This window comes from Roseburia sp. MSJ-14, assembly GCF_018918225.1.
GTDB lineage: Bacteria > Bacillota > Clostridia > Lachnospirales > Lachnospiraceae > Petralouisia.
Genome location: NZ_JAHLQD010000026.1, coordinates 83653 through 104083, shown reverse-complemented (window position 1 = coordinate 104083; position 20431 = coordinate 83653). Strand labels below are relative to the sequence as shown.

Sequence of the window (20431 nt, the reverse complement as noted above, 5' to 3'; positions counted from 1 at the left end):
AAAAGCTGTGGCAAAATACCACAGCTTTTGTATTTATTTACAAGAGTTGATTATTCTGTTTTTTTGTTAATAGCATCTACCATGCTTCCATCCGTCAGGTTATATGCCTCAATTCTACCGTCTCCATACAGCAGATAAAATACATCCCCGATATAGGTACCTCGCACATTGCAATATCCGTATGTTTCATTTTGGGTATCACAGGCAATTTTCATTTTCTGTTGAAACCCTCCGTTCTCATAAGAAAATAATAAAAAGTCCTGTTTCTCGTCCGTATCACTGTTATAGCTCCGTGCGAAAAAGCCAAACAGATTTTTATTTGTATCAATCATAACTGCTTTATAGTCATAAAGTGCAGCTGAAGTATCATATTCTGAGAGACCGTATTTATCCTGCTCCTTTACATCTGCCGGATTGGAAATATCAAACATGGAAAGTTTCATTCCTTGTGTTCTTCCGGTATTTTCGTCTGCTTCCATCCCGATTCCTAACAAAAGATTTTCGCTATAAAAATGTAAATATTGTGAAAAACCACTGATTTTCAATTCTCCTAAAATCCGGGGATTTTTCGGGTCGGATAAATCTACTGAAAACAGCGGGTCTGTTTGTCGGAAGGTAACAAAATATCCCATATCTCCCATAAAACGTGCTGAATAGATTTCTTCATTTTCCGCTAACCCTTCAATTTTTCCTACTATTTCAAGATTTTTATCTAAAACATAAACACTATTATCCTGTGCGTTATCTGTGGTTTCATATCCCATGAAGTAGCCAAAAATATCGTCTCTTACTCGTTCCTTTTTGTAAGAATCTACGGTAACTGCCATTCTTAAATAACCATTAGCTTCATTGATTGCCATATCATCTAGCAGGATTCCTTTGACACTTCCTTCTGCTTCTTTATGGAAAATTCCTTTTTCATAAGCAATTCGAATAATATTTGTCTTATCGCTATAGGTTCCATCTTCCTCATTTTTTTCTTCGTATACGTTATTCAGCACATAAATATCGTTGTTTGTCACATAAACTCTACTAGAAGTACCCACAATCGCCTTTGTATCCTGAAATTCATCCGGCTGGGTTAAGTCCACAGTTGCCATTACGAAATATTCAGAACCTTGTGCTTCCTTTGGAAAATAAATATCAGAAGCTGCCATTGCCTTTTCTTCAAATATCGGAACATAATCCGTATAATTTTTGCATCCCTGCAATTTATTCACACCGCTTTTTAAGAAAAGATAGAAATAGCCATCTGCAATTCTGGAATCTGAATAAGCCCCTTTTGCTGTAAAAACATGCTGTTGTTTTGGATTGGTGCGTTCTGTAATATCATAGATATATATCTTTTGAAAAGCTGTTCCACTATATGCTACATCTATTGCCTTTGCCCCCTCATTGCCTTCTTCCTCGTCTGCCCAACAAGATTCTATAATTACCAGAGTATCATTCCAAACATAAAATTCACGAGGATTATCCATTCCTTTTATTCTTGTCAGCTCTTTTAATCCTCCTTTGGTATCCGCTATCTGCAAAGATTCTGTGCCATCCTGTTCCTCTACAAGCTGATAAAGATAACGACCATCGTTTTTTATAATATCTGCTTCATCTACGCCTGCCTCCTGCTTATTGGTATCTGCATAATCCTGTGGGGTTTCTGCCTCTTGTGCACTTTCCGTTTCAGCAACACTATAAGTATCCTCCATTACCATTTCTCCCTTTGCAGAACTATACACATAACTTTCCCGTTCCTGTTTCTTAAAATAATTATATAATTCATCATAAGAAGTGTCATAAGTTTCAGCCAGCAAGGTATTATTTTCTGTTTTACTCTCTTCGCTTTCTTTACTTGTACTACTTTGTGCTACCTTTTCCGTATCCTGATTTGTTCTATTTGTTATATTCCATGTATTATGTCCGGCAAACAAAAGTATCCCCACACAAGCCGCAGTTGCAGCCATTCCACACCACTTATAGATACTTTTCTTTTTCTTATTTTTTTCTTCCATTCTTTGTCGCCTCACTTTCTTTTTTTAATACCTTTCACTTATTAAAACTCTACAACTATTCAAAATGTTGCATGAAAAGAAAAAGCCACTCTTCATCCTAAGACGAAAAGTGACTTTTCATTATTCTCTTCTATTGTGTTTAAAAGCGTTCTTCTACTTCTTTCTTTAGGGTATCTAAATTAAATTTACTGATATTTTCTACCAGTTCCTCTGCAACCGCTGTCAACTGCTTTTTTTCCTACTTTTCATAACTCCTACCATACTTAGCCCAATCATTATACACAAAAATTCCAATGGTGCGCCATCTCCCGTTTTAGGAGCTGTAACCGCTGTATTTTCGAGTGTTTTTGCATTATCTGCTGATTTTTCCTTAATAATAAAGTTTGTGATTGCAGAACCGTCTGTCCATACAATTTCAATAGCATGTGTTCCCACGGATAACGTATTAAGATATGCTGCTTTTAATGTGATAATGGTCGATCCTTCTCTTACACTGTAATTACTTTCATCAATAACATTTCCATCAACTTTTACACTTATAAACTTAGCATACTCTCCATTTCCTCGAATTGTGATACCACCGTCACTTTCCTGTGTATAACTGCTACCTGCGCCATCTATGATTTGATAATCTTTTTCATTAACAGTAAGTTTTGGAAGAATTGTATCGGCAATATTGATTTCCCGTGTTCCCGCTTTGTCACTAAAATACTTTCCACAATCTTCACAATAATAATATTCTATATTTCCAGCGACTAAATTTGTGGCAAATTTCTCCTGAATTTTCACAAGATTAGTATGGTTAGATGGATTAATAGGTGTTACCGCTTCCTCTGTTTTTCCACATTTATAGCAATAATGTAAGACCTTTCCCTCCTGTGTACAAGTGGATTCCCTTAAAATCGTATCATAGTTCTTCGAAAAATCGTGTGTATCATGATATCCGGCACTAAATGTAATATTTAAGTCACCTGTTACATTAGGAATTGACAGCACAACAGGTTTTCCATACCCCTCAAAAGAATAGGTGAAATCTTTTCCCAAAACTAATCCTTTGTTTGTTGTTGTATTATAAATGTGTAACTTTTTTAATGTCAGAATCCATTCATTTGTACCCACATAGTACTTTTCATTTGCAAGATACAGATTAATGGTGAAATCTTCCCCCTTGTTTATCTTAATTGTCGACTTCTCTAATGGCAAAAATCCAGTAGTGTCTTCAAAATTTATCAGATAAAACCTTGCCTCTTTTCCAAAAGCAGCATAGTATGTCTTATCTCCACTTACTGTTCCCAAATTTGTTATTGCGTAAGCAGATTTTTTCTCAACTGCCCATCCGTTAAAAGTATAACTATATCCCTCTTCTGTTATTGCAGGAGTTGAACCACCATAAACAATCGGAGTTCCATAATAACCTTTATATGTATATAGCGTTTCCGTTCCATCATACGATTTAAATGTAATGTCATACTGATTGCGTTTATAGTAAAGAGACAGAACCAGTGACCCATCAGCTGATATTGTTCCCGTATTCAAAGATTTTGCTTCATCATATGTAAAACCATTTTTTTCATATGTGGAATCAGGCACTTCTATCTGCGTATTTGTGATTCCTGTTTCATTATAAGATTTATCCGGGGTCATTCCATACTGACCGTCTTTATCCATATAATAAACGTTAACCTTGTAAGGAGTATCGCCTTTTGCTTTCCACTTTGCTGTGTATGCACGATTTCCTGTAGTTCCCTTTGGAATTGTTACTGAAGAATACGTCTCAGTTGCTTCACCAAGCTTCCACCCCTCAAAATCATAGCCACTTTTCGTCGGTGTCGGAAGTGTAAATGTTTCACTTTCAACATTGAAAAGAGTATACGAATCTGTTCCTCTGTTTTTAATTTCCGGTTCTGTTACTGTTTCTGGAAATGTGCCACCATCAAGATAATAGAAAATATAATATGTTTCCGGCTCCCAATGTGCTTTCAAAGTAATATCAGCTCTCCATTCCATCATTATATCTAAATATAGGGAAGGTTGTTCTGTATCACCATTCTTATCACAAGACCAGCCAGTCAGTTTATAATTTGGGCGAACCACATTTTGATTCAAAGTATCAAAAGGAGCATCAAATCCGATTTTGTAATACGGCGTTGCATCATTGGTATCATAAGTGTACGAAAATATCGACTCATCCGGTGTACTTTTCCAATTGCCTCCATTTAAATCATAGGTTATCTTATACTTACTACCCTTGGTACTTCCGGAATTATTATCATACTCTTCCTGTGTCATAACCTTTCCTGTACCTGTCGTTTTATTTTCCAAGTTTTGCATTGTACTTGGTAATATATTTTCTCCACAAACAATTGTACCTGTATTCGAAACACCACTTACATTCGCATTGCTAATATTATTAAGGAACAGCGTTCCATTATTAATGAAAGACGTTCCTAAACCGAGATTATAACAACCGGAAATGGTCGCAGTTCCATTATTTACGAAAGAGCAAGCATCTGTACCTACATCAAATGTGGAAGAAGAACCGGTAAATGTAAACGTACCGTTATTGATAAAAGTTGCCTGATATGTTAAATTGAATCCATTCGTAATATTTACCGTTCCGTTATTTGTAAAAGTACCTGCACTTGACCAACATTGCATATCAAAATTGCTATCCGAATAATTTTCTCCTTCATTCACTGTTTTGTTACTATATAATGGAGCCGCATTTGCTGACATCGGAAAAATGGTAATTACCATAATCACCGCCAATACAACCGATAAAAACCTTTTCATTTTCATATTACTCAACCTTCCTTTGTTTAAAATATCTGCGCACTAAATTTCTGTGTTAAAATACACAGTTGTTCTTTAAATCAATTTTCGCTTTCTAGCTTCCATAACTGCTTCTGCTTTTCCTCGAACTCCCAGTTTCTTATAATTTTCTCTGCAATGATACTTGACTGCACTTTCTGTAATTTCAAGTAGTTTAGCAATTTGGAAATTCGACAGACCTTCTGCCTGAAATCGAAGAATTTTGACAGCATTATCTGAAAATACTTCTTTTTCCATGCTTTTAACTTTCAGGTAAGAAGGATAAGCAATGGCAACTGCTTCCGTTTCTTTCAACACCTGCCTTCGATATGCCTTTCCTTCCTTCGTTTCTGCATCCTCCGCCTTCCATCCTGCTACTTTCAATAATTCTCGAATAGCAGCGCCTTCTCGTGAAATAATTCTAACAAAATGGTAATCCTCAGCCTCACCCAACACCTTTAAAAGGACATCCTTCCATGCTGCTTGGTTCATCCGATAAAGCGTAATACTCAAAAGTAGATTAGCTTCCATTCGAATATATGAGCGTTCCATGACCTTTGCATAATACAAAAGTCGTTCCAGTAAGCTCTGTGCCCGCTCATATCTGCTATACAAAAGATAACCTCTGACCTTTGCCAGATACTTGTAACGGTCAAATGCGCAGAATTCCTCATCCTCTTTCGGAGCTTTCTCCATCCATTCCTCAATCTGTGCTTTTTCCCCCTGATATAAAGCCAGCCGAAAGAGGAAAGTATCTATGTTAGAAAGAAGTTTATCTCCATGCTCTCTTACCGCCATGTTTCGAAAATACAATAAAATCTCAATGGCCTCTTCTATTTGTCCATTAATCACATGAATTCTTGCCTGAATAGCCGCTGCCACAAAACACTGCTCCAATTTTCCTCCTGCCTCTGCCTGCATTCTTCCCCTACTCACAAGGGAAAGTATCTCATAATTGTCCCCACCCTTTTCATAAAGGCTCTCTGCAAGTGCAATATCTGCAAATCCTTTTCCATATTTTCCGAGTAGAATAGATACCGGTTTTCCAATTGTCCTTGCCAGTTCTCTATCCTTTTTGCTCCATTCACAGAAATCCTTTCCGCCGTTCATCTGTGATGGAAGATTACTGGTAACAGAAAATTCCGGTAATGTAATCTGGCGATTCGTAAGCAAAATAAATGCATTCTTCAGAATATCAATAAGACCACCACTCCCCCGGTGAGGCAGGGCAATATCCAAATAAGCAAGCCAGTTTTTTACCGTCTTTCTTTCACTTCCGTTTTTTTTCTTTTCCTGCGCTGCTAAAATATCGTACCACCGCTCACTTTCCTCCGGATTCATCAGTATGGATTGAAGCATGCACATTCCTGCAATCAATTCTATGCTTTCTACTATAGTTTCTTCTGGCAAAGTCAGATAATAATGACGTAATTCATACAAATACCCGCTGCCCGGATTTTTTCTTGCATTATCAATCAACAGACAGCTTATCCTATTTCTGTTTCCACAAGCTTCATACATATGAAGTGCATCCATAACCATGCCTTTCTGTTCATAAAATAGTCCGGCATTATAATATAATTCATTTTTCTGCTGTTTCTTATATCTTTTTTGGAAACGTTGTCTCATGCTTTGAAGCATAGCTAATTCATAATGGTAAACACCCTTTTCTTCATAGAGAAAGTTTCCTGTCTCCCATGATTTCTGGATTAAATAAGGTACATTTGTTTTTCCTGTGATATGTTCTGCCATCTGCACCGTAAAGCTATCTACCACACTCATCTGCATCAAAAATTCCAGCAATTCCGGTTCCCACTGGTCATACACATTATATTCCAAATAATCCCACAATATCTTTTGTGTCCGCTTTATAATATCCTCGTTAAAAGGTTCCCCCTCTTGTAACAGCTCTGCAAAAATTTTTATCGTCATACCATGCCCTCTGGCACCCTGCTCTACTCTCTCCATGGTATCTTCATTTGCTACAATGCCACTTTGTTCAAAATAACGTTCTAACATACTACGGTCAAACTTAAGTTCTTCTTGACTAATTACTTGAAATGGATAATGTTTCAAAGTTGCAGGCAGCAACCATGACGGACAGTGACACCGTCCCACCAATATAAGCCATATATCCTTTCTTCTGTTCAAATCTAAAATAGCATTTCTCACATCTTCTGGCTCTGCAAGCTGAATATCATCCACTACCACAATGGTTGTGTCCGTTTTCTTTTCTTCATGAACACCCTCATGTTCGTCGTTATTCAATATAGCCAGTTCATTAACAAGTACACTTCCTGCATTAAAATAGGCATATCTCATATTTTTTAAATAATTCTTTATAAAAACAGTCTTACCATACCCTGTAGCCCCATAAAGATATACTGTCTGTGCATTCATCTGGGCTTCTTTCAATTTTCTTCTTGCCTTTCCTGGCGATATGTAAATTTCTTTCTGCGTCAACTACATGCTCCTCCTCCGCATAAAAGCAGTATTATGGTTTTAAGTAGGTATCTTGCTTCTTTCATAATCTCAGAGCGTACCTCTGAGAAATATCATGATAATCGTATTATAGCAAAGATAATTTTAAAATGGAACTAACCAAAAGGATAGTCTGCGTTTTTCGCAGTACCTTCATTCTATTTCGGTCAGTGCTGAACAAGTGCCACTGGCACTTAGCACCCTTGAATTTTTATGCACGCATAACGTTTTCATTGCTACTGGCGAAAAAAAGCCACTCTTCATCCTAAGACGAAAAGTGACTTTTCATTATTCTCTTCTATTGTGTTTAAAAGCGTTCTTCTACTTCTTTCTTAATTGTGTCTAAATTAAACTTACTGATATTTTCTACCAGCTCCTCTGCTACTGCGGTCAACTGCTTTGTAGATTCTTTGCAGGAAGCCACCATTTGCTCAAATTCTTCCATAGAATCTCTTGTTTCCGTAGCACTAGCTGTATTCTTTTCTGCTGCATCGTTTAATACAGTAACACCTGCTTCCATAGCTTCTTTGTAGCTCTGTAATCCACCTACCTCAGCGTTAATACCTGTAATAGATTCTCCTACCTGAGCAATTTCTGTATTTAATGACGTGAAAATACTCTCTGTTTCCTGAATTTTTTCATTTTGTTTTACAAATGCCTCTGATACCTGCTGTGTAATATCTACACTTACATTTGAATTCTGTATTAGTTCATTTACAATCGCATTAATCTGTTCGGATGATTCTCTGGATTGGTCTGCCAGTGTACGAATCTCCTCTGCTACTACTGCAAATCCTTTTCCCTGTTCTCCTGCTCTTGCTGCTTCGATACTTGCATTCAGTGCTAAAAGATTGGTCTGACTGGAAATTCCGGCAATAATCTCTGTTACTGTACGAATCTGCATTGCAGACTGGTTAGTTAAATCTGTCTGATTTCTTACATTTTCTATGGCAGTACTACTTGCCTGACTGATAGAAACCAATTCTTCCATGATACTGTCTGCATTCTTATTACACTCTTTCATTTTATCAGCACTGTTGGTAAGAAGTTCTACGTTCTCTGCAATCACATCAATGGCTTTACTCATATCATTTACTTTTTGTTCCATCTCATGAGTTCTTTCTGCCTGTGATACTGTGTTGTCTGTAATTGCTTCTACTTCTGTGCTGACATGTTCCATGGATTGATTCATATTGTCAAATGACGTACGAAAATCCCCGGATACTTCTTTCAAGACTGCTGTTGCCTTTCGAATTGCTGTTGTAATCTTTGCAAAGGATACCACCAACTCATTCATAGAACGCATCATATCGCCCCATTCGTCCTGACGCTCTGCCAACTTATTTTCTTCCATTGTCAGTGTTCCATCGGCAATTTGTCCAAGATTACTTATAATCTTATTAAAACGATTAAAAAATGATTTAACTCCTATGAACAGTATTGCGAATAACGCTACCATGATAATAATGATTCCTACTGTTCCAACCAATACAGATACCGTTCCGTCTTTTACCAAATGCATAAAAACAACTGCTATGATTGCTGCTATAATAATTGGACACGCTACGATTCCGGTAAGGGTGAATAATAACTTTTGACTTTTTTCCTGCTTCATCCTCGGTTCCTCCATCCCATATTTTATTACCTTTATCATAGCGCATTTTTCAACAAATTTCTACCTGTTTCTTACTATATTTCACCTTAATTACTATGCACCTAATCCCGGTTTCTTTCCGGTATACAGCTGGTAATATCTTCCTTGTTCTTCGATTAACTGGTCATGCGTACCTCGTTCGATGATTCTACCCTGCTCTAATACCATGATACAATCGCTGTTTCGTACTGTTGATAATCTGTGGGCGATGACAAAGGTTGTTCTTCCCTTCATCAGCTTATCCATTCCATCTTGTACCAAACGTTCTGTTCTGGTATCAATGGAGCTGGTTGCTTCATCCAAAATCAATACAGGCGGGTCGGCGACTGCCGCTCTTGCAATAGCAAGAAGCTGTCTTTGTCCCTGACTTAAGTTTGCTCCATCACCGGTCAATAACGTATTGTATCCTTCCGGAAGTCTACGGATAAATCCATCTGCATTTGCAAGCTTTGCTGCCGCAATCACTTCTTCGTCGGTTGCATTTAAATTACCATAACGAATATTCTCCATAACTGTATTGGTAAACAAATGGGTATCCTGTAATACAATTCCAAGGGAACGACGCAGGTCTGCTTTTTTTATCTTGTTTATATTGATTCCATCGTAACGAATTTTACCATCCTGTATATCGTAAAAACGATTAATTAAATTGGTAATTGTTGTTTTTCCTGCTCCGGTAGAACCGACAAATGCTATTTTCTGTCCTGCATTGGCATACATTTTCACATCATGTAATACTGTCTTTTCCGGTGTATATCCAAAATCCACACCGTCAAATACCACATCTCCGTTTAGCTCAATATAATCTGTAGTTCCTTCTGCCTTATGGAAATGTTTCCATGCCCAGTGTCCGGTACGCTTTTCAGATTCTTCCAGTGTTCCGTCTTCTCTCTTGTTTACATTTACCAAAGTTACATATCCTTCGTCTTTCTCCGGTTCTTCATCCAAAAGTTTAAATACTCGCTGTGCACCTGCTAACGCCATTACTACACTGTTAAACTGCTGGCTGACCTGATTTACCGGCATACTAAAGCTTTTATTAAATGTCAGGAAGCTGGCAAGTCCTCCCAAGGTAAAACCTCCCACACCATTTAATGCAAGAATACCTCCCACAATGGCACATGCTACATAACTCAAGTTTCCAAGCTGTCCATTTACCGGTCCTAAATAGTTTACAAAACTGTTTGCCTTATTTGCACTCTCAAAGAGTTTATCATTCAGCTCATTAAAATCCTTAATACTTTCTTCTTCGTGGCAAAATACTTTAACAACTTTCTGTCCTTCCATCATTTCTTCGATATATCCATTTACCACACCTAAATCCTGTTGCTGTTTAATGAAGTAACGACTACTTGTTCCTGCAAAAAACTTTGTTGCATACAACATGACTCCTACCATGAAAAGTGTTACCAAAGTCAATGGAATATTTAATATCAACATACTGACAAACACACTCACAATAGTAATGACACTGGATAAAAACTGTGGCATACTCTGGCTAATCATCTGTCTTAAAGTATCAATATCATTGGTGTAAATAGACATGATATCTCCATGGGCATGAGTATCAAAATATCGTATTGGAAGGCTTTCCATGTGTGTAAACATATCATTTCTCAAGTTACGAAGTGTTCCTTGCGTTACATTTACCATAATACGGTTATATGCCCAGGTAGATATCACACCAATACCATAAAATACGGCTACTCTTCCAATAGCTGCTGCTAATGGTCCAAAATCCGGATGTTCTGCTCCTATCATTGGCACAATATATTTATCAATCAGTGTCTGCATAAACATAGTTCCCTGCACATTTGCAAGCACACCTATAAAAATGAAAATCACAACCAGAATTACATGCCACAAATATTGTGAAAAAATGTATTTCATTAAGCGTAAAAATAATTTCCCCGGATTTTCAATTTTAGGTTTTGCTCCCTGCGGTTGTCTTGGTCCTGGCATTACTGGTCACCTCCGTTCTCATCAAAATCTCCTGTCCCTTTGTTTTGTGATTCATAAACATCACGATAAATTTCACTGTTTTTCAATAAATTCTCATGTGTATCAAAATCTGCTACTTTTCCATCATCCATTACGATAATGCGGTCTGCATTCTGTACACTGGAAATACGTTGTGCAATAATCAGCTTTGTCGTATCCGGAATTTCTGTTGCAAATGCCTGACGGATTTTACTATCTGTAGCAGTATCTACTGCACTGGTGGAATCGTCCAAAATCAATATCTTTGGTTTTTTCAGAAGTGCTCTTGCAATACAAAGTCTCTGTTTCTGTCCACCGGATACATTATTTCCGCCCTGCTCGATATGAGTATTGTATTTATCCGGGAAACGTTCTATAAACTCATCCGCACATGCCATCTGGCAGGCACGAACACACTCTTCTTCTGTTGCATCTTTATTGCCCCAGCGAAGATTATCCAAAATGCTTCCGGAAAACAGCACATTTTTCTGTAATACAACTGACACCTGATTACGCAAAGCTTCCATGTCATACTGTCTTACATCCAATCCACCTACGGATACACTTCCTGCAGTTACGTCATACAATCTGCTGATGAGGTTTACTAAGCTTGACTTTGCGCTTCCTGTTCCTCCAATGATACCAATTGTTTCTCCCGCATGGATATCTAAATTAATATTTTTCAATACCGGTTCTTCACTGTCTTTGCTATAAGCAAAATTAACATGGTCAAATACAATGCTTCCATCCTTTACTTCCATTACAGGATTTTGTGGATTTGCCAAATCACTTTTTTCATTCAGTACTTCTGTGATACGTTCCGCACTTGCGGTACTCATGGTTACCATAACAAATACCATGGATAACATCATAAGATTCATCAAAATGTTCATGCAATATGTCAGTAAGCTCATAAGCTGTCCTGTGGTAAGACCATTTACCACAATCATTTTTGCTCCCAGCCAACTAATTAACAGAATACAGGTATATACGGTAAACTGCATAAGTGGTGCATTCCAAGTGATAATGCACTCTGCTTTTTTAAACATGTTATAGATATTTCCGCTTGCCTTTGTAAAACGCTTATTTTCATAATCTTCTCTTACATATGCCTTTACCACACGGATTCCAGACACATTTTCCTGTACGCTGGCATTTAAATCATCATATTTAGGAAAAATCTGTTTAAAATAACGTGTTGCCTTAATCATAATAAATAGCAGGCAACTTCCTAACAAAATAACTGCAATAAGATAAACACTTGCTAACTTAGCATTAATCAAAAATGCCATCACCATTGCACAAATCATACTAAACGGTGCTCGTGCACACATTCTAAGTATCATCTGATATGCATTTTGGACATTAGTTACATCGGTAGTTAAACGTGTTACTAATCCTGCTGTAGAAAACTTATCTATATTGGAAAATGAATAACTCTGGATATTTTCAAACATAGCTCGTCTTAAATTTCTTGCCAACCCGGTAGAAGCACTTGCTCCGTATTTTCCGCCTAGCATACCTGTAATGAGCCCCAGCACAGCAAGACCTACCATAATGGCTCCCACTTTGTATATGTAATTCATGTCGCCTTTTTCTACTCCGTTATCAATGATAGCCGCCATAAGTAATGGAATTAAGGTTTCCAGAATTACTTCCAGAATCATAAATATTGGTGTTAAAATGGAATCTTTTTTAAACTCCTTCACCTGCTTAAGTATGGTTTTTACCATAATTATTTTCCTCCTTATTTTCTATTTTTTTATTGGATGCAATGTCTTCTTCTAAGTTTCGTTTTAACTGTTCTGCAACCTTCCAGAAAGTTTTCAGCTCTTCCCTGGTTATATTTCGCTTACAACGTTCCTCTAAAATATCCATATCATCCATATGCAACTCATGTGTGTTACGCCCGGTTTCCGTTAATACCAATTTTTTCAACCGTGCATCCTGAGCTACACACTCTCTTTTGATATACCCCTTCTTCTCCATCAATTTCACGATACAAGTCACTGTAGATCTTGCAATGGAAAACTCTGCTTCAATATCTTTCTGAAATATGTCCTTACCCTCATTTTCGTAAAGAAATGCCAGAATCCAACCATGCATAACCGTAATTTCATCCATATGATTATTGGCAATTTCATAGGACATTAGATTACGGAAAAACAAGTTGTCCAGGGTTTTTACTTCATATCCCAGTGTGCTTTTGTGTTTCATCTTTCCTCCGTTTTGTTTTGTATCAAACTGTTCGGTAGCTAATTGTTCGTTACAAAACTATTATATGCGCATAAAAAAAAATGTCAAGAGGAAATCTATTACTTTTTTCCCATTCTCCCAATTATGGCACTCCCATGCTCCTTTAACCACATTCTTCTTTCCCTATAGTCCGGTAATACTTTCTCCACTTCCTCCCAAAATTGCTTTGAGTGATTCATCTGTTTTCTATGACATAACTCATGTACTACCACATAGTCCTGCACATCTTCCGGTGTCAGCATAAGCAGACAATTCAAATTCAAATTTCCTTTTGCGCTGCAACTGCCCCAACGTGTCTTTTGATTACGAATAGTAATTCTGCCATAGGTAACTCCAATAATTTTTGCGTAATATTCTACTTTCCTTGGCAATATATCTAGTGCCTCTTTCGCTAACTTTTGAATATCCGCATTTGTAAGTTTTTCCTGCCCGGAATGTTCTTGTTGTTTTTCCAACATCTTTTCCACATGTTTCTGTATCCAATCAGATTTTTCATATACAAACCGTTTAACTTCTGCCATAGGCATACGATACGGTGCTCTTACTAAAACTTTCGCATCATTGGTTATCTCAATCACCATAGTTTTTCTATTGCTGCGCTTTACTTCTATTTCCATTTTTCTTTTCCTTTTTATTTCATATTACCTTATACTAACAAATTCTTTTGAACGAGCCAAAACAAGGATATGGCAATTTTCTTGCAACATATCCTTGTTTCTTATCAAACTCTATTATAATAACATCTTTTCTTGCACTTCGAGCCTCTAAAATTATTAACATTACTATGCTATATGATGGTTCCTCCGCCGACAACAATCTCGCCATCATAAAATACTACAGCCTGTCCCGGTGTAATTGCCCGTACCGGTTCATGAAACTGACAAACCACCTTATCCTCTTCTACTTTTCGTATGGTACAAGGTGCTCCCTTATGACTATAACGTATCTTTCCAACTACTTCCATCTCTCCTTCTAAGTCCGGAATAGACATAAAGTTGAGATTTGTAGCATAAACAGTGGTTCCAAATACGTCATCATTACTTCCAATCACCACTTCATTGGTTTCCGGACGGATTTCCGTTACAAATACCGGTTTTCCAAGTGCAATTCCAAGTCCCTTACGTTGTCCAATTGTATAATGAGTGATTCCCTTGTGCTGTCCGATAACTGTACCATCTGCCAGTACAAAGTTTCCCGGTGGTGGTATCTGCCCCGGAGCCTCTCTGTCAATAAATCCCGCATAATCATTATCCGGAACAAAACATATCTCCTGACTATCCGGTTTATTTGCAGTACGCAATCCTATCTCTTCCGCAATAGCACGAATCTGATCCTTAGAATAATCTCCCACCGGCATTAAGGTATGAGAAAGCTGATACTGTGTAAGATTATAAAGTGCGTAGGTCTGATCCTTCGCTGCCGTTACAGATTTTTGTAATGCAAATCTTCCATTTGGAAGCTGGGTCACCTTAGCGTAATGTCCGGTAGCAATATAATCTGCACCGATTTCCATACTGCGCTTTAATAAGGATTCCCACTTTACATAACGATTGCAGGCAATACAAGGGTTTGGAGTTCGTCCCTTCAAGTACTCTGCCACAAAATAATCCATGACATTTTCCTTAAACTCTCTCTTAAAATTCATGACATAATAAGGAATCTCAAGAGTTGCTGCTACTCTTCTTGCATCATCCACTGCACTTAATCCACAGCAGCCTCCGTTTTCTTCCTGCACAAATTCTTCCTCATCCTGCCATATCTGCATGGTAACTCCCATTACCTCATATCCCTGTTCTTTTAAAAGATAAGCAGCCACAGAGGAATCTACTCCTCCTGACATACCTACTACAACTTTCTTCTTCATACTTTAGTATTCTTCTTCCTCTTCTCCCTCGCTGATATCGTTCTTTGGTTTCTCTAATCCTTCGATTTTAATTCCGTTCTTTTCTGCATAATCCCACAAAGCTGCGTGAATTGCTTCTTCCGCCAGTAAGGAACAGTGTACCTTAACTGGTGGCAGTCCGTCTAAAGCTTCCATAACCGCTTTATTTGTTACCTGTAATGCTTCTTGCACATTCTTGCCCTTTACTAATTCAGTCGCCATAGAACTTGTTGCAACTGCCGCACCACATCCAAAAGTCTTAAATTTTACGTCTTGGATAATTCCATTATCATCAATATCAAGGAAAATTCGCATAATGTCTCCACATTTTGCATTTCCTACAGTTCCTACTCCACTGGCATTTTCGATTTCTCCCATGTTTCTTGGGTTTTTAAAATGGTCCATTACCTTTTCGCTATACATGTTTTTTCCTCCAACTTTCGTAATTCTTAACTATATTTTTTGATATAATCCTCATACAGTGGGGACATCTCTCTTAATTGTGCAACAATATCTTTGATTGCATCAATGGTATAATCAATATCTTCTTTGGTTGTGTCTGCTCCTAAAGTCAAACGAAGAGATCCATGTGCGATTTCATGTGGTAATCCAATTGCCAGTAAAACATGAGAAGGGTCCAAAGAACCCGATGTACAGGCTGATCCTGAAGAACCGCAAATGCCCTTCATGTCTAACATGATTAACAGAGATTCTCCTTCAATAAACTGGAAACAGAAGTTTATATTATTTGGCAAACGATTCTTTCTGTCACCGTTTACACGGGTAAATGGCACTTCTTTTAAAACTCTGTCAATTAAATAATCACGAAGTTCTATTTCTTTATCGGTACGTTCTTTCATTGTAGAAACAGCAAGTTCTACTGCTTTTCCAAATCCTACGATACCCGGAACATTTTCTGTTCCTGCACGACGTTTTCTCTCCTGAGCTCCACCATGTACGAAAGAACGAATCTTAACTCCCTTACGAATATATAAAAATCCGATACCCTTTGGTCCATTTAACTTATGACCACTGGTACTTAACATATCAATATTCATTTCATCTACATTGATTGGTACCTGTCCAAATGCCTGTACTGCATCTGTATGGAATAAAATGTCGTGTTCTTTTGCAATTTTACCGATTTCTGCAATCGGCTCAATTGTTCCGATTTCATTATTAGCAAACATAATACTAATTAAAATTGTATCTGGGCGAATTGCTTTTTTCAATTCATCTAACTTAACCAAACCATTTTCATCTACATCAAGATATGTTACTTCATATCCCTGTTGTTCTAACCACTGGCAGGTATGAAGAATTGCGTGATGCTCTATCTTACTGGTAATGATATGCTTTCCTTTGCTCTTGTAAGCCTCTGCTGTTGCTTTTAATGCCCAGTTATCAGACTCACTTCCACCTGCTGTAAAATAAATTTCATTGTCTTTTGCACCAATGGCATTTGCGATTGTCTCTCTTGCCTTTGCAATTGCCTCTTTGCTCTTTCCACCAAATTCATACACAGTAGAAGCATTTCCATAAAACTCTGTAAAATATGGAAGCATTGCTTCTACTACTTCAGGTGCGGTTCTTGTAGTTGCCGCATTGTCAAGATATATCATCTTTCCCATTTCATTCACCTCTACTGTTCTTTTTTGCTTTCCTTAACCAATTCCCCTATATATATGCTGTCCACGGTATTATTAATACTATCATTAATCCGTTTCCATACAATCTTACTAACACAATGTGCAGAACCATTACAATGAGTTGTTGCCTTATCACTGCCAATTCCCGCACATTCTACCGGTGCAAGGTCTCCCTCTAACGCTCGCAAAACATCTCCGACTGAAATCTCTTCTGCCGGTTTTGCAATTACATATCCACCGTTTACACCACGGATACTATTTACTAAACCAGCCTTTTTCAGTTTTGCCATGAGCTGTTCTAAATAACTTACGGAAATGTCCTGCCGTTCCGCAATACTGGTAAGAGATATTGGTTCATTTTCTCCCCATACTGCCAGATCAATAAACGCACGCAGACCATATCTTCCCTTCGTTGATAACTTCACTGCTGTCACCTCGCCTTTAGCAGATTTTAAAACCCGACTATTTTAGTCGGATTTCACATAATCGCATAGTACCACGCTTTGTTTTTTATGTCAAGATAAGTTCCATGCATTTCAAAGTATTTTTTTACATACATTAAATAGAACTATTTTTTTCTTTCGGAGGACGTATGAATTCTAAATCCCTACAAAGTCACCCTCTGCTTACCGGAACACTACTTTTAACCATTTCCGGCCTCATTTCACGAATTATCGGTTTCTTTTATAGAATATTCCTTTCCCAGACAATTGGTGCAGAAGGTGTTGGTATTTATCAATTGATTTTTCCACTTTATGCCTTAACTTTCTCACTCACTGTTTCCGGGATTCAAACTGCCATTTCACGTTTTACCGCCCAGGCTGTTGCTGCTTCTTGCAGTAACGGTGTTCCATCCCAAAATACCGGTTTGTGCAACGACCGTTGTTACCTGACTACTGGTCTTATTCTTTCACTGTTTTTATCCTTTTTATGCACAATTTTTCTTTATCATTTTGCAACACCACTTGCCGTATTCTTTTTAGATGAACCACGTTGCCAGGCTCTATTGGAAATCCTTTCCCTGACGGTTCCTTTTGGTGCTATTCATGCCTGTATTAACGGTTATTACTATGGCCTTAAAAAGACCTTTGTTCCTGCCACCTCACAACTTGTAGAACAGGTAATTCGTGTGGTCTGTGTCTTTGTGCTTTATCAGATTTGTTTGGAACGTCACTATCCTGTTACTGTCAACATTGCTGTTTGGGGATTGGTTGCCGGAGAATTTGGTGCAGTCCTCTATTCCATTTCTTTTCTTGGAAGAGGAAAATGCTATGGTAGCAAACTTTTAGGCTTAAAACAGATTTTTTTAATGTCTACGCCACTTTCTGCCAATCGTGTACTGGTGAATCTTTTACAAAGTATTGAAGCTACCATGATTCCGGGACAGCTACGAAATTACGGCTATTCCGTATCGGAGTCCTTAAGTGTTTACGGTGTATTGACCGGTATGGCTCTCCCTATGGTTCTGTTTCCCTCTGTTATTACCAATTCTGTTTCGGTAATGTTACTTCCTGCCATCGCAGAAGCTCAGGAAAAAGAAGACCGACATTATATTCGAAACGCTATCCGAAAAACCTGTTTTTACTGCCTGTTTCTTGGATTTCTCTGTACAGTTTCTTTTCTTCTTCTGGGAAATTGGATGGGAAAAGTTCTGTTTGCAAATGAACTCGCCGGAACATTTATTGTCATCCTTGGATGGATGTGTCCTTTTTTATACCTTTCTACTACTTTAAGTAGTATTTTAAATGGACTTGGAAAAACAACCACTACCTTTACCCTGAATATGGTAGGATTATCTCTTCGCATTGTTTCCGTGGTATGGGGAATTCCGTCATTTGGTATCAAGGCCTATCTTTGGGGAACTTTAATCAGTCAGATTGTTATGGCTCTGGCTTCTATTGCAGTTCTTTCAAGAAAAAATAAGTAATATCATAAAAAGACCGAAGTCCAATATCACTTACTAAAATAATACTGAAACTTTGGTCTTTTCTTTGCTACTCTTATACTATTCTCCGATTGCTTTTAACAATATTTCCTTTGCATAGGAAATTGCCTTTGCAACACTTCCTTCTTCAAAAGGTACCGAAAGATTTGCTGTCTTTAACAATCCTAAATAGCTCTTACTTCCACCTGCATTACAAAGATTCAAATAATATTTCCATGCCTGTTCTCTATTTTCCTCATAACGCTTTTTGAACTCCATAGCTCCCATAGTCGTTAAGGTATAGTTAATATAATAGAATGGATATAAGTAGATATGAAGTTTGTGATACCAATAACCTCCACGCTCCATAAACTCATCATCTTCATACTTTCTCCATGGCATATATTTTTCTTCTAACTTATGCCATTCATAAGTACGCTCTTTGGGTGTTAATTCCGGATGTGCGTATACAATATGCTGGAATTCATCTACTGCCACTCCAAACGGTACAAATGTAATTGCCTCCTGTAAATGTGCAAAACGATATTTATCTGCATCTTTTCCAAAAAACTGTTCTGCATATGGATATGCAAACTGTTCCATGGACATGGAATGAATCTCTGCAATATCTGTAGATTCACTGTAATAAGCCGAAATCGGCTGATGTCTCATTGCCTGATATCCTGCAAATGCATGACCTAATTCATGGCTTAATACCTGCATATCAAAAATGGTATGATTAAAGCATGAGAATACATATGGTGCCTTATAATCTACCAGGAAAGTCATATAACCGGTAGATGCTTTGTTCTCTTTATTCTTCAAGTCCATTAAATGATGCTCAATCATAAAGTCTATAAATTCTCCGGTTTCCGTACTCATATCATGATACATTTTTCTTGCCTGTTCAATCATATAGTCATCATCACCGGCCGGCTCTGCATTTCCATCCGGGAACACAAACTTTTCATCATACACTTTGATTTCATCCACACCGATACGCTTTGCCTGAGCCTTGTATAATTTTTCACAAAGAGGTACGATTTCCTTACGCACCTGTTCACGGAAAGAAGCTACTTCTTCCTGTCCATAATCACTTCTGCCCTGCTGTTTATATCCTAATGGGATAAAGTTTTCATCTCCAAGAGCCTTTCCCATTTCATTTCTTACTGTAATTAATTCAGCAAAAATTTCTTCTAATTCCGCTTCATTTCCATGATAGAAATCTGAATATGCCTTAAACGCTTCTTTTCTGATTTGACGGTCCGGATGCTCAAAGAACTTCTCGATTCCGTAAAGGTTATACATTTTTCCACGGAACGGTATCTGTGCTGTCGCCATTATTTTCTGATATCTGGTAGTTAATTCTCCTTCCTTCTGTAAAAAAGGAACCAATGCAGGATTAAAACTATCTACCTCACGCTGCATAGCTACAAGAACTTCCTCTCCGTACTCTTCTTCGATGTCTTTTCTAAATGAGCTTGTCAAGACTGCCTTATAGTATTCCATTGCGCTTTCCATAACTGTTGGATATGTATTCTGCACATACTCTATCTCTTTTTCGTAAAATTCATCTGTAGTATTCAATGTATTTCGAATACTGCAAACATTCATCATGGTAGACATATTTCCCTCTGCTTTTTCGATTCTGCCCATGGCATCCTTTACTTCAGCATAAGAAGTTGCCTTTTTGATTTTCTCAGTTTCTTCTTCCCAAACTTTTTTCATTCCCTCAAAATCAGGGCGTACATATTCTATCTCTTCAAACTTAAATGTGTCCATTTTCTA

General features: G+C 37.6%; 14 protein-coding genes. 1 reads left to right on the top strand and 13 read right to left on the bottom strand.

Annotated elements, in window-relative coordinates:
- Positions 1 to 50 precede the first annotated feature (50 nt).
- The 12 genes from KQI83_RS10315 to KQI83_RS10260 form a co-directional block, all read right to left on the bottom strand.
- Positions 51 to 2006, bottom strand: coding sequence for a beta-propeller domain-containing protein (locus tag KQI83_RS10315; RefSeq protein WP_216557396.1), 1956 nt, complete (start codon positions 2004 to 2006; stop codon positions 51 to 53).
- Positions 2007 to 2228: 222 nt separating this feature from the next.
- Complete coding sequence (locus tag KQI83_RS10310) at positions 2229 to 4805, bottom strand: InlB B-repeat-containing protein (RefSeq protein WP_216557393.1); 2577 nt, start codon at positions 4803 to 4805, stop codon at positions 2229 to 2231.
- A 69-nt stretch (positions 4806 to 4874) separates the two neighbouring features.
- The gene (locus KQI83_RS10305) at positions 4875 to 7280 is read right to left on the bottom strand and encodes a LuxR C-terminal-related transcriptional regulator (RefSeq protein WP_253295585.1); all 2406 of its coding nucleotides are present in this window, start codon (positions 7278 to 7280) and stop codon (positions 4875 to 4877) included.
- Positions 7281 to 7605: 325 nt separating this feature from the next.
- The gene (locus tag KQI83_RS10300; RefSeq protein WP_253295584.1) at positions 7606 to 8913 is read right to left on the bottom strand and encodes a methyl-accepting chemotaxis protein; all 1308 of its coding nucleotides are present in this window, start codon (positions 8911 to 8913) and stop codon (positions 7606 to 7608) included.
- Between the two features lie 93 nt (positions 8914 to 9006).
- On the bottom strand, positions 9007 to 10914 hold the full coding sequence (locus KQI83_RS10295; protein WP_216557390.1) for an ABC transporter ATP-binding protein: 1908 nt from the start codon (positions 10912 to 10914) through the stop codon (positions 9007 to 9009).
- A complete protein-coding gene (locus KQI83_RS10290; protein ID WP_216557387.1) occupies positions 10914 to 12665 on the bottom strand; it encodes an ABC transporter ATP-binding protein in 1752 nt (583 codons plus the stop codon). Before KQI83_RS10290 ends, KQI83_RS10295 begins: the two co-directional genes overlap by 1 nt.
- Entirely contained in the window at positions 12646 to 13149 is a 504-nt protein-coding gene (locus KQI83_RS10285) for a MarR family winged helix-turn-helix transcriptional regulator (protein WP_216557384.1), read from the bottom strand. The genes KQI83_RS10290 and KQI83_RS10285 overlap by 20 nt, the downstream gene beginning before the upstream one ends.
- Before the next feature lie 98 nt (positions 13150 to 13247).
- Complete coding sequence (locus KQI83_RS10280) at positions 13248 to 13805, bottom strand: M48 family metallopeptidase (RefSeq protein WP_216557380.1); 558 nt, start codon at positions 13803 to 13805, stop codon at positions 13248 to 13250.
- A 170-nt stretch (positions 13806 to 13975) separates the two neighbouring features.
- Entirely contained in the window at positions 13976 to 15052 is a 1077-nt protein-coding gene (gene mnmA / locus KQI83_RS10275) for a tRNA 2-thiouridine(34) synthase MnmA (protein WP_216557377.1), read from the bottom strand.
- A 3-nt stretch (positions 15053 to 15055) separates the two neighbouring features.
- A complete protein-coding gene (gene nifU / locus KQI83_RS10270) occupies positions 15056 to 15493 on the bottom strand; it encodes a Fe-S cluster assembly scaffold protein NifU (RefSeq protein WP_216557374.1) in 438 nt (145 codons plus the stop codon).
- A gap of 26 nt (positions 15494 to 15519) precedes the next feature.
- Positions 15520 to 16701, bottom strand: a complete 1182-nt coding sequence (gene nifS, locus KQI83_RS10265; protein WP_216557371.1) for a cysteine desulfurase NifS — start codon at positions 16699 to 16701, stop codon at positions 15520 to 15522.
- 11 nt (positions 16702 to 16712) lie between these two features.
- Complete coding sequence (locus tag KQI83_RS10260; RefSeq protein WP_216557367.1) at positions 16713 to 17144, bottom strand: RrF2 family transcriptional regulator; 432 nt, start codon at positions 17142 to 17144, stop codon at positions 16713 to 16715.
- A 167-nt stretch (positions 17145 to 17311) separates the two neighbouring features.
- Here KQI83_RS10260 and KQI83_RS10255 point away from each other — a divergent pair, with 167 nt between their 5' ends.
- Positions 17312 to 18646, top strand: coding sequence for a polysaccharide biosynthesis protein (locus KQI83_RS10255; RefSeq protein ID WP_216557364.1), 1335 nt, complete (start codon positions 17312 to 17314; stop codon positions 18644 to 18646).
- Between the two features lie 78 nt (positions 18647 to 18724).
- Here KQI83_RS10255 and KQI83_RS10250 read toward each other — a convergent pair whose 3' ends face one another.
- Positions 18725 to 20425 carry a M3 family oligoendopeptidase gene (locus KQI83_RS10250; RefSeq protein WP_216557358.1) on the bottom strand — a complete coding sequence of 567 codons (1701 nt, stop codon included), beginning with the start codon at positions 20423 to 20425 and terminating at the stop codon, positions 18725 to 18727.
- Positions 20426 to 20431: the final 6 nt, after the last annotated feature.

What these genes read in the sequence shown, in the direction of transcription:
- nifS (WP_216557371.1), bottom strand. Translation starts at nt 16,701, where the DNA reads ATGGGAAAGATGATATATCTTGACAATGCGGCAACTACAAGAACCGCA.
- KQI83_RS10290 (WP_216557387.1), bottom strand. Translation starts at nt 12,665, where the DNA reads ATGGTAAAAACCATACTTAAGCAGGTGAAGGAGTTTAAAAAAGATTCC.
- KQI83_RS10280 (WP_216557380.1), bottom strand. Translation starts at nt 13,805, where the DNA reads ATGGAAATAGAAGTAAAGCGCAGCAATAGAAAAACTATGGTGATTGAG.
- KQI83_RS10255 (WP_216557364.1), top strand. Translation starts at nt 17,312, where the DNA reads ATGAATTCTAAATCCCTACAAAGTCACCCTCTGCTTACCGGAACACTA.
- KQI83_RS10300 (WP_253295584.1), bottom strand. Translation starts at nt 8,913, where the DNA reads ATGAAGCAGGAAAAAAGTCAAAAGTTATTATTCACCCTTACCGGAATC.
- KQI83_RS10310 (WP_216557393.1), bottom strand. Translation starts at nt 4,805, where the DNA reads ATGAAAATGAAAAGGTTTTTATCGGTTGTATTGGCGGTGATTATGGTA.
- KQI83_RS10295 (WP_216557390.1), bottom strand. Translation starts at nt 10,914, where the DNA reads ATGCCAGGACCAAGACAACCGCAGGGAGCAAAACCTAAAATTGAAAAT.
- KQI83_RS10285 (WP_216557384.1), bottom strand. Translation starts at nt 13,149, where the DNA reads ATGAAACACAAAAGCACACTGGGATATGAAGTAAAAACCCTGGACAAC.
- mnmA (WP_216557377.1), bottom strand. Translation starts at nt 15,052, where the DNA reads ATGAAGAAGAAAGTTGTAGTAGGTATGTCAGGAGGAGTAGATTCCTCT.
- KQI83_RS10250 (WP_216557358.1), bottom strand. Translation starts at nt 20,425, where the DNA reads ATGGACACATTTAAGTTTGAAGAGATAGAATATGTACGCCCTGATTTT.
- nifU (WP_216557374.1), bottom strand. Translation starts at nt 15,493, where the DNA reads ATGTATAGCGAAAAGGTAATGGACCATTTTAAAAACCCAAGAAACATG.
- KQI83_RS10315 (WP_216557396.1), bottom strand. Translation starts at nt 2,006, where the DNA reads ATGGAAGAAAAAAATAAGAAAAAGAAAAGTATCTATAAGTGGTGTGGA.